Source organism: Pectobacterium sp. PL64 (assembly GCF_022477975.1).
Taxonomy (GTDB): domain Bacteria; phylum Pseudomonadota; class Gammaproteobacteria; order Enterobacterales; family Enterobacteriaceae; genus Pectobacterium; species Pectobacterium jejuense.
Genome location: NZ_CP092070.1, coordinates 333797 through 347219 on the forward strand (window position 1 = coordinate 333797; position 13423 = coordinate 347219).

General features: G+C 52.1%; 12 protein-coding genes and 1 pseudogene. 11 read left to right on the forward strand and 2 right to left on the reverse strand.

The genetic code is table 11. The features are described from left to right. Position 1 precedes the first annotated feature (1 nt). The 7 genes from HP572_RS01505 (at position 2) to mtr (ending at position 9472) form a co-directional block, all read left to right on the forward strand. Positions 2 to 1771 carry a dihydroxyacetone kinase family protein gene (locus tag HP572_RS01505; protein WP_240584584.1) on the forward strand — a complete coding sequence of 590 codons (1770 nt, stop codon included), beginning with the start codon at positions 2 to 4 and terminating at the stop codon, positions 1769 to 1771. After that, a complete protein-coding gene (locus HP572_RS01510) occupies positions 1771 to 2550 on the forward strand; it encodes a triose-phosphate isomerase family protein (protein ID WP_240585669.1) in 780 nt (259 codons plus the stop codon). The genes HP572_RS01505 and HP572_RS01510 overlap by 1 nt, the downstream gene beginning before the upstream one ends. A 16-nt stretch (positions 2551 to 2566) precedes the next feature. Further along, complete coding sequence (locus tag HP572_RS01515) at positions 2567 to 3403, forward strand: sugar phosphate isomerase/epimerase (protein WP_240584585.1); 837 nt, start codon at positions 2567 to 2569, stop codon at positions 3401 to 3403. Positions 3404 to 3440: 37 nt separating this feature from the next. Beyond that, a complete protein-coding gene (locus tag HP572_RS01520; protein WP_205553221.1) occupies positions 3441 to 4298 on the forward strand; it encodes a phosphogluconate dehydrogenase C-terminal domain-containing protein in 858 nt (285 codons plus the stop codon). A 201-nt stretch (positions 4299 to 4499) separates the two neighbouring features. Then, positions 4500 to 5462, forward strand: a complete 963-nt coding sequence (locus HP572_RS01525) for a sugar-binding transcriptional regulator (protein ID WP_205553219.1) — start codon at positions 4500 to 4502, stop codon at positions 5460 to 5462. Positions 5463 to 5726: 264 nt separating this feature from the next. Next, positions 5727 to 8006, forward strand: coding sequence for an NADP-dependent oxaloacetate-decarboxylating malate dehydrogenase (gene maeB, locus HP572_RS01530; protein WP_240584586.1), 2280 nt, complete (start codon positions 5727 to 5729; stop codon positions 8004 to 8006). A 191-nt stretch (positions 8007 to 8197) separates the two neighbouring features. Beyond that, positions 8198 to 9472, forward strand: a complete 1275-nt coding sequence (gene mtr, locus HP572_RS01535) for a tryptophan permease (RefSeq protein WP_240584587.1) — start codon at positions 8198 to 8200, stop codon at positions 9470 to 9472. An 81-nt stretch (positions 9473 to 9553) separates the two neighbouring features. Here the strand turns inward: mtr and HP572_RS01540 are convergent, their stop codons facing one another. Continuing rightward, the gene (locus HP572_RS01540) at positions 9554 to 10006 is read right to left on the reverse strand and encodes a YaiI/YqxD family protein (protein WP_010307164.1); all 453 of its coding nucleotides are present in this window, start codon (positions 10004 to 10006) and stop codon (positions 9554 to 9556) included. A 3-nt stretch (positions 10007 to 10009) separates the two neighbouring features. Further along, positions 10010 to 10942, reverse strand: coding sequence for an oxygen-dependent coproporphyrinogen oxidase (gene hemF / locus HP572_RS01545; protein ID WP_240584588.1), 933 nt, complete (start codon positions 10940 to 10942; stop codon positions 10010 to 10012). A 181-nt stretch (positions 10943 to 11123) separates the two neighbouring features. On the opposite strand from hemF, the gene HP572_RS01550 reads away from it, so the two are divergent. The 4 genes and pseudogenes from HP572_RS01550 (at position 11124) to HP572_RS01565 (ending at position 13090) form a co-directional block, all read left to right on the forward strand. Beyond that, on the forward strand, positions 11124 to 11549 hold the full coding sequence (locus HP572_RS01550) for a GNAT family acetyltransferase (protein WP_039274944.1): 426 nt from the start codon (positions 11124 to 11126) through the stop codon (positions 11547 to 11549). Positions 11550 to 11962: 413 nt separating this feature from the next. Further along, positions 11963 to 12109: a hypothetical protein gene (locus tag HP572_RS01555; RefSeq protein ID WP_240584589.1), complete on the forward strand. Its 147-nt coding sequence runs from the start codon at positions 11963 to 11965 to the stop codon at positions 12107 to 12109. A 27-nt stretch (positions 12110 to 12136) separates the two neighbouring features. Beyond that, a pseudogene (locus HP572_RS22965) lies at positions 12137 to 12409 on the forward strand (2Fe-2S iron-sulfur cluster-binding protein); the annotation flags it as partial. Beyond that, positions 12410 to 13090, forward strand: coding sequence for a pesticin C-terminus-like muramidase (locus tag HP572_RS01565; protein WP_240585670.1), 681 nt, complete (start codon positions 12410 to 12412; stop codon positions 13088 to 13090). It begins immediately after the preceding pseudogene. Positions 13091 to 13423 lie beyond the last annotated feature (333 nt).

Sequence of the window (13423 nt, forward strand, 5' to 3'; positions counted from 1 at the left end):
TATGACGTATCTGTTCAACCAACCTTCCGCCTTTGCCCGGGAACTGACCGAAGGCTTTGCGGCTGCGCATGCTGACAAAGTGCGTCAGGTGCCTGGCGGCGTGGTCAGGAGCACTCGCAGTCGTGAAGGTGGGGTCGCCATTGTGGTCGGGGGTGGCTCCGGCCACTACCCGGCGTTTGCTGGTCTGGTCGGGCAGGGGCTGGCGCACGGCGCAGCGATGGGCAACCTGTTTGCTTCGCCATCTGCCCAGCAGATCTGCTCCGTTGCTCGTGCTGCACACAATGGTGGTGGCGTACTGCTGACATTTGGTAACTATGCGGGCGATGTGCTCCATTTCGGACAGGCCAAGGCGCGTCTGAATGCGGAGGGGATTCCGTGTGAGCTGCTGGCAGTGACCGATGACATTTCCAGTGCGCCACTGAACGAATCGCACAAACGCCGTGGGGTTGCGGGCGATCTGATGGTCTTCAAGGCGGCCTCTGCGGCGGCGGAAGCGGGCTACGATCTGGCCGCCGTGCTTGAGGTTGCCGAGCGTGCCAACCAGCGTACTCGTTCACTCGGCGTGGCCTTCTCTGGTTGTACGTTGCCGGGGGCGGAGCACCCGCTGTTCACCGTTCCTGAAGGCATGATGGCGGTAGGCATGGGGATTCACGGTGAGCCAGGTATCCGCGATGTTCCTATTTCAACCGCCGATGAACTGGCTGAGCTATTGGTCAGTTCACTGTTGAAAGAGGTGCCACAAGATATTGCGACGCTCTCTGGGCAGCGGATTAGCGTGGTGCTCAACGGCCTCGGCGGCGTGAAATACGAAGAGCTGTTTGTGGTTTATCGCCGAGTTTCGCAACTGCTGGTTGAGCAGGGGCTGACGGTGGTCGAGCCGGAAGTGGGAGAACTCGTGACCAGCTTCGATATGGCCGGTCTGTCGCTCACGCTGTTCTGGCTGGATGAGGAACTGGAGCGTTTTTGGCGTGCACCTGCTGATGCACCGGCCTTTCGTAAAGGCAGTGTGTCTCCCGCCGAACCGCTGGCTGAGCAGACATTCACAGCAGAACTCGATGTGATCCCAACCGCTACGGCGGCATCGAAGGCGGCGGCACATTGTGTTGCGGCGGCGTTGAATGCAGCGCGTGACATTGTGCTGGCTAACGTCACCGAATTGGGCCGTATCGATGCGATTGCCGGTGATGGCGATCACGGCATTGGCATGGAGCGCGGGGTGATTGCCGCGGCGGAAAAGGCGGCAGAGATGCTGGAACGGCAGGCGGGTGCCGGTACGTTATTGCAACGTGCGGCAGATGCCTGGGCCGATCGGGCTGGGGGAACGTCTGGGGCAATCTGGGGCGTCGCGTTGAATGCGTTGGGAACCGTATTAGGTGATGAACAACGTCCTGACGGTCGCCGTGTGGCAGATGGTGTGCGTCAGGCTAAAGAAAGCGTGATGCATTTCGGCAAGGCGAAACCGGGAGATAAAACGCTGGTAGATGCGTTGATCCCCTTTAGTCTGGCACTCACACAACGAGTGGAAGCCGGAATGAGCTTGCCAGAAGCCTGGCAGCAGGCCGCGCAGTGCGCCCAGCAGGCGGCTGATGATACCGCGCAGCTGTTACCCAAAATTGGTCGTGCCCGCCCGCTGGCAGAAAAAAGTCTGGGAACACCCGATGCGGGGGCGATATCGCTAGCGATGATTCTTACTGCTATATCGACGGTGTTGAACAGCGATGCAACGTCGACTCCTTCACGCCAGGCGACGACGCAAACGGAGAGTGAATGATGAGCTCTCGTAAATTGACGCTGGGCGTCAGCCTGAAAATGTATTTCGGCTACCAGCAGACGCTCGATTGGTGCCAACACATTCAGGCGATGGTGGCACAGCATCCGTTGTCGTCACTGCCCTCAGTTAGGCTGTTTGTTCTGCCTGCTTTCCCGACGTTAGCGCCCGTTGTGCAACGGTTTGCCCAGTCTCCCATTCATGTTGGTGCGCAAGATCTGCACTGGGCGGATAACGGAGCTTTCACTGGGGAAGTGAGCGGCACCATGCTGCACGAAATGGGGTGTCGCTATGTTGAAATCGGGCATGCCGAACGCCGCCGCTATTTTGGTGAAACGGATGAACATTTCGCGCTGAAAACGGCGGCGGCCTGGCGTAATGGGCTAACGCCAGTGCTATGCGTCGGCGAAGAGAAACGCGGTTCGACGCAGCAGGCGATCGACACCTGTCAGGCTCAGTTGGCGGCGGCGCTGGATCTGGCGCAGAAGCAGCAGTTGACGGGTGAGCTGGTACTGGCCTACGAACCACAGTGGGCGATTGGTAGTGCGGAGCCCGCCCCGACGGCATACATCAGCGAGGTCTGTCAGACGTTAAAACAGCATTTTCCAATACAGGCCGGCGTGCGCGAGGGGCGAGTCATTTACGGCGGTAGTGCGGGGCCGGGGTTGCTTAGTCAGCTTGGCGATTCGGTTGATGGTCTGTTTCTGGGGCGCTTTGCCCACGATCCGGCAGCCTTTAACGCGATTATGGATGAAGCTTTCGCGCTCGGCTCGCAGGCGTAAGAGAGAGGAAATACACATGGCAATCGGATTAAGTACTTATGCGTTCTTCTGGCGGGCCTCTTCTCGCGTACCACACCCACTGGGATTGGACGCCATGCTGGAGCAAACGGCAGAGTCTGGTGCAGGCGTTTTTCAGATTTGTGATTACGCTGCTGTTGAAACACTCACGTCCACCGAGTTGGAAACGCTACGACAGCACGCTGCCGATTTCGGCATTCAACTGGAGCTGGGGACACGAGGATTAGATACGGCGCACCTGACGCGCTATCTCACGATAGCCCGTGCACTGGATGTTCGTTTTATCCGCACGATGTTCAATACGGCAACACATAAACCGACGCAAGACGAGGCACTTACGTTACTGCGCCAGGTGCTGCCTGAGTTTGAACGGCATCATATTCAATTGGGGCTGGAAACCTACGAACAGGTAAAAACGTGCGACGTGCTCGCCGTAGTTGACGCAATCGACAGCCCAGCACTGGGAATTTGTCTCGATCCCGGCAACTGTGTGGCCGCGCTGGAGTATCCGCGCGAGGTGGTTGAACTGACGGCTCCACGCGTGGTTAACCTGCATATCAAAGATTTTGCTTTTGCCCGTCAGGAAGGGTGGGTGGGCTTTACCTATTCCGGCTGCCTGCTGGGAACTGGCCTGCTGGATTACGACGTACTTCACCAGATCGTACGCCCGAACGAACGCAACATTAACCAGATCGTTGAGCATTGGCTGCCGTGGCAAGCCAATGCGGAAGAAACCTGCCGTCTGGAAGACGCCTGGACGCGTCATAGCCTGAACTATTTGTATACCCGAAATCCGTATGCTGGCCGTTCATTACCCATAACACATTCTATTTAATCACTTTTTATTATTGCAAATCCGAGGAGTAACAATCATGGCTGCTGAATTGAAAACCATTACCGTACTGGGCGCTGGCGGCAAAATGGGCATGCGTATCTCTGCCAATTTCCAGAAAAGTGACTATCAGGTGTTTTACTGCGAGAACTCTCCACGCGCGCAGGAGCAGGTCGTTGCCGCAGGCAGGGAATTGTCCGTTGCCGAACAGGTTATTCCTGAAAGTGATGTGGTGATTTTGGCTGTGCCGGATATTGCGTTGAAGGTGGTCTCCGGGCTTGTCGTTCCACAGATGAAAAGTAATGCGGTGCTGCTGACGCTGGACCCGGCTGCGGCCTATGCCAATCTTATCGCCAAACGTGATGATATCGATTACGCCGTTGCACATCCGTGCCATCCTTCCGTATTCCTGGATCGCTTCACGCCAGAAGAGCATGCTGATGCATTTGGTGGCGTGGCGGCGCCGCAACACGTTGCAGCATCTTATGAAACAGGCAGTGACGAGCAGAAAGCGGCATTGGCTGGTGTGGTTAAAGTGATGTATGGCCCGGTGCTTGACGTGCATTGGGTGACGGTAAAACAGCTAGCCTATCTGGAACCGACGCTGGTTGAAACCGTAGCCTGTATGGTAGGCACCTTGATGAAAGAAGCGCTGGATGAAACCATTAACACGATTGGTGTGCCAGAAGCCGCTGCAAAAGCCATGCTTTATGGCCATATTCAGATCGCGTTGGCGGTGGCTTTCCGCAGTACTAATCCGTTTTCGGATGCGTGTATGATCGCCATTGAATACGGTAAAGAAAACATCATCAAACCGGATTGGAAAAAGATTTTCGATGAGAAAGAGCTCGATCTGGTGATTGCCAAAATGCTGAAGATCGATGCCATTCAACGGTAATCCCCTCCCGTTGCCGGAGCCAGTTTTTTCGGCTGGCTTACGGCACGGCTATCTTTGTCCATTTGCGCCACCGTCAGGGATAATCGCGCCGGGCTTGAGCCTCTCTTCCCGGCGTGCAACAATTATTCATCGCGACTGTTTTCATCTGTAGACACAGCGTCTGTATAAACCGATCCCCTTGCGTAAGGAAAATGTGACCAGATGGAAAAACAATCAGGATCTCAGGAAAGCGAACTTCTGACTGAAATCGCCGTCGCTTATTATCAGGACGAAATTACTCAGGAAGAGATCGCCAAGAAATTTGGTATTTCGCGCATTAAAGTCGGGCGTTTGCTGAAGCGGGCGAAGGAAGAGGGCATTGTTGAAATTACCGTGCGCTATCATCCGGTATTCAGCACGCGTCTCGAACAGCAGATGCTGGAGCGCTTTTCGATAAAGCGCGCCCTGATTGCGTTAGATCATCAGGATGAGGAAGAACAGCGGCGGCAGGTTGCGGCGTTGGTTTCCAACTATCTGGCTGTGTCGTTGAAGGACGATACGGTGGTGGCGGTGGGGCAGGGTCGTAATGTGGCGGCGGTTGCAGACCATGTGAGCAATGTGACGGAACGCAATTGTCGCTTTATCTGCGGTATCGGCGGAACACACCGTCCCGGCGATGCCATTAACGCCGACCATATCAGCCGCCGTCTGGCAAAGAAATTCGGGGGCAGCAGTGAAACGCTGTACTCACCTGCTTATGTCGAAAACCGGGCGCTGAAAGAAGCGTTCATGCAGAACGGCACGATTAAGGAAACGCTGGATCGGGCGCGCAAGGCTGATATCGCGCTGGTGGGCATTGGGGATATGAATGAGAACAGCTACATGGTTAAACTTGGCTGGTTCACCCCGCATGAAATTATTGATGCCAGCCTGAATCAGGGCGTTATTGGTGATATTGCCGGGTATGATTTCTTTAATGCTCAGGGCCAGCATGTCGATACGGTGATGAACGAACGGGTCATCGGCGTGAGTATTGAGGAGTTACATAAAATTCCCTGCGTGATTGCCATTGCCTCTGAAAACACCAAAGCGTTAGCCATTCTCGGTGCGCTACGCACGGGAGCCATCGATATTATCGCCACCAGTGCGGGCAATATTCGTACTATTCTGAATATGACGCAGTAACCCACTTTTCTCCGTTGCGTGGTGTTTTACATCACGTGACGTCTGTGCCTATTAGCTCCGCCTCATTCCCCCCTGAATGGCTTCCGAACGGCCTATTCGGCGTACCTGATGCCATTTTTTGAACGAAAAACCGTCAAATAAAATAACTATATTAACCAGCATTCCCCCTCAGTTTTTGCCATTCTCGGTAGTTTAGCCATTGGCAAACACTATACTGGGTACTCTTGACCCTACAGACACAACAAAACCGAAAAGGTGCGTAAAATGGATGAACAGCTAAAGCAAAGTGCTCTTGATTTTCACCAGTATCCGATCCCCGGAAAAATTCAGGTTTCCCCGACTAAACCGCTGGCGACGCAGCGCGATCTGGCGCTGGCGTATTCTCCCGGTGTCGCCGCACCCTGTCTGGAAATTGCGGCAGATCCGCTGGCTGCCTACAAATATACCGCGCGTGGCAATCTGGTCGCCGTGATCTCTAACGGAACGGCCGTTCTGGGCCTCGGCAATATCGGCGCACTGGCCGGTAAACCAGTAATGGAAGGCAAAGGCGTTCTGTTCAAAAAATTCTCCGGCATTGATGTTTTCGATATCGAAGTCGACGAGCTGGATCCAGACAAGCTGATCGACGTGATCGCGGCGCTGGAGCCGACGTTCGGCGGTATCAATCTGGAAGACATCAAGGCACCGGAGTGCTTCTACATCGAGAAGAAACTGCGTGAGCGCATGAAGATTCCTGTGTTCCATGACGATCAGCACGGCACGGCGATTATCTGTACTGCTGCGGTTCTGAACGGCCTGCGCGTAGTAGAAAAAAATATCTCTGATGTGCGTTTGGTGGTGTCCGGTGCGGGTGCAGCGTCTATCGCCTGTCTGAATCTGCTGGTGGCGCTGGGTCTCCAGAAGCACAACATCGTGGTGTGTGATTCGCGCGGCGTGATTTTCCATGGTCGTGACGAAAATATGGAAGAGACCAAAGCGGCGTATGCGGTAGAGGATAACGGTGCCCGCAAGCTGGCGGACGTGATCCCTGATGCTGATATCTTCCTCGGCTGCTCCGGTCCTGGCGTACTGACGCCGGATATGGTGAAAACCATGGCACCGCGCCCGCTGATCATGGCGTTGGCAAACCCGGAACCAGAAATTCTGCCGCCGCTGGCGAAGGAAGTGCGCCCGGATGCGATTATCTGTACCGGCCGTTCTGACTACCCGAATCAGGTGAACAACGTACTGTGCTTCCCGTTCATCTTCCGTGGTGCGCTGGATGTGGGGGCGACTACGATTAACGAAGAGATGAAACTGGCTTGCGTGCACGCGATTGCCGATTTGGCGCTGGCGGAGCAGAGTGAAGTGGTGGCATCTGCTTACGGCGATCAGGAGCTGTCATTTGGCCCGGATTACCTGATTCCGAAACCGTTCGATCCGCGTCTGATCATCAAGATCGCACCAGCGGTAGCGAAGGCGGCAATGGATTCCGGCGTGGCGACGCGTCCGATCGAAGATTTCGATGCCTACATCGAAAAACTGACCCAGTTTGTCTACAAAACCAACCTGTTTATGAAGCCGATCTTCGCACAGGCGCGTCAGCAGCCGAAGCGCGTGGTATTCGCGGAAGGTGAAGATGCGCGTGTGCTGCATGCTACGCAGGAATTGGTGACGCTGGGTCTGGCGTTCCCGATTCTGATTGGTCGTCCGAGCGTCATCGAAATGCGTTTGCAAAAGCTGGGACTGCAACTGACCATCGGTAAAGATTTCGAAGTGGTCAACAACGAATCGGATCCTCGCTTCAAAGCATACTGGAGCGAGTATTTCGAACTGATGAAGCGTCGCGGCGTATCGCAGGAAAAAGCGCAGCGCGCGGTGATCGGCAACCCAACGCTGATCGGTGCCATCATGGTTCACCGTGGCGAAGCGGATGCGCTGATTTGCGGCACGATTGGTACCTATGAAGAGCATTTCGATGTAGTTGAGAAAGTGTTCGGCTACCGCGACGGCGTGCAGGCTGCGGGCGCGATGAACGCGCTGATGCTGCCGAGCGGCAACACCTTTATCGCCGACACTTATGTCAACGCCGATCCGACGCCGGAACAGCTGGCGGAAATCACGCTGATGGCGGCAGAGAGCGTACGCCGTTTCGGTATCGAGCCGAAAGTCGCGCTGCTGTCGCACTCCAGCTTCGGCACCTCGGACTCCCCGACGGCGCAGAAGATGCGCGCAACGCTGGCGCTGGTCAACAAGCTGGCACCGGAACTGGAGATCGACGGTGAGATGCACGGTGATGCCGCGCTGGTAGAAGCCATCCGCCGCGAGCAAATGCCGGACAGCCCGCTGAAAGGCTCGGCTAACATCCTGATCATGCCGAATATGGAGTCTGCGCGTATCAGCTATAACCTGCTGCGTGTGTCGTCTTCAGAAGGTGTGACGGTCGGCCCAGTGCTGATGGGGATCTCGAAACCAGCGCATATCCTGACCCCGATTGCCTCGGTTCGCCGGATCGTGAATATGGTGGCGCTGGCGGTGGTAGAAGCACAAACTCAGCCTCTGTAAGCCATTTCCTGTCATACAGACAAACCCAGCCGATTTCTGGCTGGGTTTTTTATTTATCGCAATTTATCGACCAAATAGTCGCCTGGCTAAGATGAATCAATGGAATAATTCTGGTTTTATGCCATGATCCCACCTCGTCTTTAGGGGGCTTCCCCAGACTCGATAAAAAAACCAACGAGCGAATATCGGTTATGGCAACACGCGCAGTGAACGAAAATACAGTAGAAAAAAGCGGTACAGGAAAGCGTCTTCCTTCGCTGTTTGGCGGGTCGATGATTATTGCAGGAACGATTATTGGCGCCGGGATGTTTTCCCTGCCGGTGGTGATGTCAGGTGCCTGGTTTTTCTGGTCATTTGCCGTGCTGGTGTTTACCTGGTTTTGCATGTATCACTCGGGGTTGATGATACTGGAGGCGAACCTCAATTATCCGACCGGCTCCAGCTTCGATACGCTGACCAAAGATCTGCTGGGTAAGCGCTGGAATGTCATTAACGGCATATCGATTGCCTTTGTCCTCTATATCCTGACGTACGCCTACATTTCGGCGAGTGGTTCAATTATCCATCACACGCTTGCTGAGATGTCGATCGATTTCTCTGCACGCATAGGCGGTTTTTTGTTTGCGCTGTTTGTCGCGTTGACCGTGTGGTGGAGTACCGCGGCAGTGAGTTGCATGACCGCTTTTTTTCTGGCGGCAAAGGTACTGACCTTTTTCATGACGTTTGGCAGCCTGCTGTGGAACGTAAAGCCCGTTGTTTTACTCAATGTGGTGGAAGAGGCACCCAGCTATCTTCCGTATGTGCTGATGACACTGCCATTCTGCCTGGCGTCTTTCGGCTTTCATGGCAACGTTCCCAGCCTGGTGAAGCACTACGGCCGTGAACCGCAGATCATCAAGCGCTGTTTGTTTATTGGCAGCGTGCTAGCGCTGGTTATGTATGCCATCTGGCTGATTGGCACGATGGGAAACATTGCCCGTCCTGACTTTATCGGGATTGCGGAGCGGGGCGGTAATATCGATGTGTTGGTTCAGGCGTTGGGTGGGGTGTTGAATAGCCCTTATCTGGACGTGCTGCTCACCGTCTTTTCCAACTTTGCCGTAGCCTGCTCGTTTCTCGGCGTGACGCTGGGGTTGTTTGATTATCTCGCAGATTTGCTGAAGTTTGACGATAGCCGAATGGGAAGATCCAAAACGGCAGTGGTGACGTTTCTGCCGCCGGTCATCGGCGGTCTGCTGTATCCGAACGGCTTTATTTATGCGATTGGTTTTGCCGGGCTGGCCGCTGCTGTATGGGCGGTGATTACGCCTGCACTGCTGGCTTACGCATCGCGTCGTCGTTTCGGTAGTCCGCTGTTCCGCGTGCGGGGCGGCAATACGATGATTGCGCTGGTGCTGCTATTTGGTATCAGCACCGCGCTGATACATATTCTTGCCAGCCTCGATCTGCTGCCAGTGTATCGCTAAGTAAGTAGCGCTAAGTCAGTATCGCCATCCTGTTTTGCCTGCTAAAAGCAGCAAACACGGGATGGCGAGTCTTTCAGGTCATTATGGCTTTTTTGACTGCTGCAACCACTTGTCCAGCTCGTTAGCGAACTGCTGGCGGTCCCGCTGGTTTAATGCGCTGGGGCCACCGGTTTGTATCCCGCTGGCGCGCATGGTATCCATGAAGTCCCGCATATTTAGCCTTTCCCGAATGGTATCCGGCGTATAGCGCTCCCCGCGCGGATTCAACGCGATGCCGCCTTTTTCTATCACTTCCGATGCCAGCGGAATATCCGCTGTGATCACCAGATCGCCGGCTTCAACGCGTTGCACAATCTCATTGTCGGCGACGTCAAAACCCGCTGAGACGCGCAGCGTGCGAATAAAGCGCGACGGCGGTACTTTGATGGTCTGGTTGGCAACCAGCGTGACCTGTGTTTGTGTGCGATCCGCCGCGCGAAATAGCACTTCTTTGATGACGTTAGGACAGGCGTCGGCATCGACCCAAATCTGCATGACTTATGCTTCCTTGTTTTGCGTGTGACTTTCTGCCAGCCAGTCTTTGGCCGGTAAAAAATCTTGATACAGCAGGGCTTCCGGGCTACCCGGTTCAGTCTGATGCTGGTATTCCCAGCGCGCCAGCGGTGGCATAGACATCAAAATTGACTCAGTGCGTCCACCGCTTTGCAGACCAAACAGCGTACCGCGATCCCAAATCAGGTTAAATTCCACATAGCGGCCGCGACGATAGAGCTGGAATTCGCGCTCGCGTTCTCCCCACGGCAGATCTTTACGCCGTTCAACAATGGGCAGATAGCCATCGAGGAAACCGTTACCGACGGCACGGATGAAGGCAAAGCTGGTAGCAAAATCTGGCTCGTTGAGATCGTCGAAGAAGAGTCCGCCGATACCGCGCGCTTCGTTACGGTGCTTCAGGAAGAAGTAATCGTCGCACCACTTTTTATAGCGCGGGTACACATCGTCACCGAACGGCTGGCACAGGTCGTGAGCGGTCTGATGCCAGTGCACCGCGTCCTCTTTGAAACCATAATAGGGCGTAAGATCGAACCCGCCGCCAAACCACCAAACCGGCTCTTCTCCCGGTTTCTCGGCGATGAACAAACGCACATTGGCATGGCTGGTGGGGAGGTAAGGGCTCAGCGGATGAATCACCAGCGAAACGCCCATTGCCTGAAAGCTGCGGCCAGCCAGATCCGAACGATGTGTGCTGGCTGAAGGCGGCAACGACTTACCGATGATATGAGAAAAATTTACGCCAGCGCGTTCAAAGATGCGTCCGCCAGACAACACGCGACTGCACCCGCCGCCGCCTTCGGCACGCTGCCACTCATCTTTGGCGAAATCGGCTCCGCCATCGATCGCTGCAAGCTGCTGGCAGATATCTTCCTGTAAGCTAAGCAAAAAATGTTTTACCGCATTGACGTCAGACATAGTGGGCATCTCGTTTCTTTGGCAATGGAGCGCAATAATAAAGGCGGGCAGTATACCATCAATAAAATCGATCCCCGGTCACCTGTTGTGTGATTCCTGACGGCGGCGCGCAATTTGAGATTGCGTCTGATAAAAATCACGCGATAATCACGATTTACCTTATTGCAAAATGGCGACTGTGATGGAAATCCGCATATTCAGGCAGGATGACTTTGAAGCCGTGATCACCCTCTGGGAACGCTGTGATTTGCTGCGCCCGTGGAACGATCCTGAAATGGACATCGAACGTAAGCTCAATCACGATCCCGATCTGTTTCTGGTCGCAGAGGTGAACGGCGAACTCGTGGGATCGGTGATGGGCGGTTACGACGGTCACCGTGGATCGGCATACTATCTGGGCGTGCATCCTGATTTTCGTGGGCGCGGCATTGCGAATGCGTTGATTAGCCGTCTGGAGAAAAAACTCATTGCTCGTGGCTGTCCGAAGATTCACCTGATGGTGCGCGAAGACAACGATGCTGTCATCGGCATGTATGAAAAACTCGACTATGAGATCGTTGACTGCATCACGTTGGGAAAACGGTTGATTGAAGATCGGGAATATTGATTTATTCCGATCTTCAAGCGATACCCGTTAATATTTTTTCTTCTCTAGAATATTCCTAATGCTGAGAAAAGGTGCGCCGTTAATGGTGCACCTTTTCTTATTTATGCACTAACCCATTGTCGTGACTGTGTTTGCCAGTGTAGGTGCCGTTTAATGTTTGGTTCATTCTGATTAAATTTATTAATTCACCATTTGGTGAGGAATTTACGAACCCTATCGCAATGGTAGAGTTACTGATCGTAATTATTTCAATGGTTCTATTTATTCCACAGGACAATTCTGGTTATTAAACTCCTTTAAAATAAAAAATGATTAGGATCTTGCATTATACCCTCTAATTTACGGTGTGAATCGTGAATTGATATAGCCATGATGGCAGGTGAAGCTATTTGTTTTATAAATGAGGCCAATAAATGAAAAAAGATGAAAATTTTCAAAGTGAAAGTAAATTGGAAGTTAATTTTTATGGAGGAAACGAAACAGAAGAAAAAGTAAAACCTGAAGAGATAAAAAAACGGCGACCTGGATGTAAACGGGAAAAATGTTTTTGCGCACGATGAAATTTATTCTGAAAAAGGGGAGTGAAAATGGCGATATACAAGGTAAGTGATGTAACTACTGGAACTACAGTTGATTGTCCTGATGATGAATATATATTGGATGTGTTAGAAAAGGCAGGAGCGGATTTGCCATATTCATGCCGTGCAGGTTCATGTTCTTCATGTGTGGCATTATTGATTGACGGAAAGGTAGATCAAAGTGATGGTTCTTATTTAGAGGAAGAAGATAAGGGGGTTTTTTTATTAACCTGCGTAGCTTACCCTCTTAAAAACTGTGTTATTAGAACGGGTGTTGAAGAAATGTATGGTGATAGAGTAAAAGCGCGCCGACAGATTCTTTCAGACCGGTTACGTATTAATATTGATTTTTTATTAGAGTCTGAAGGGTTTAAAACAAAAGGATATGTTCCTAAAAATGACAAGGGGAAAACAGATGAAAACTCAGGGGTTACTATCGGTGGAGGTGTGGATTTAGGACAAAGAGATAAAAATGAATTGCTACGTGATGGTGTACCGCAAGATCTTGTGGATATATTATCACCTTATACCAGAATTAAAGGGAATGTTGCTGCTGAAAAATTAAGGAACTCACCATTAACTTTGAGTGAAAATGATGCTGACTTCTTAACCTCTATTTACACACAAAAAGCAATAAGAGATGTAGGAAAGCGTTTTGACGCTGAATCAGTCGGTTTGAAGTTTAATGAGTTACCGACAAACACAAGGACGGCAATAGTAGATTTGGAATTTCAATATGGGAATCTAAAAGTAAAAACGCCAAAGTCCTGGGGGTATATTACTCGTAATGAATGGGATTTATTCTTAAAGGAGCTTAATGATTTTGGTGATGATTATAAAACAAGAAGACAGAGGGAAGCGGCATTAGTTCAGCATGATCTTGCGATGCAGGCTTATTTATACGAAGAACATATGCGGGAGGTGATGCGTTTCTTTGAAAATGATTTTTGGTTGTGGCGGTAATTGAATGGTTTTTTTAAATAACAATCAGTATCGCTGAGCGTGCCGATAGGACAGAGGCGATTTATTAACATCGGTATGAAACTGGAACTGTTTATCTAAACAGTTCCAGTTTTTTTATTAAAGAGTTGATATTTATTGAATCAATAGAATGTTTAGAGACCGTAATTTAAATTGCACATTGGCTGACTTTGGGTAGTTCACTTCTGCTATGGAAGCTGGCAGATGATGAACGAAGAGATACCATAAAGTGCTTGTAGTCGAATTGTCTAAAAAGTGTTGCATCGTGTCACTGGCTTAGATGATAATGAGTATCAATTAAACTAATCTCATCTG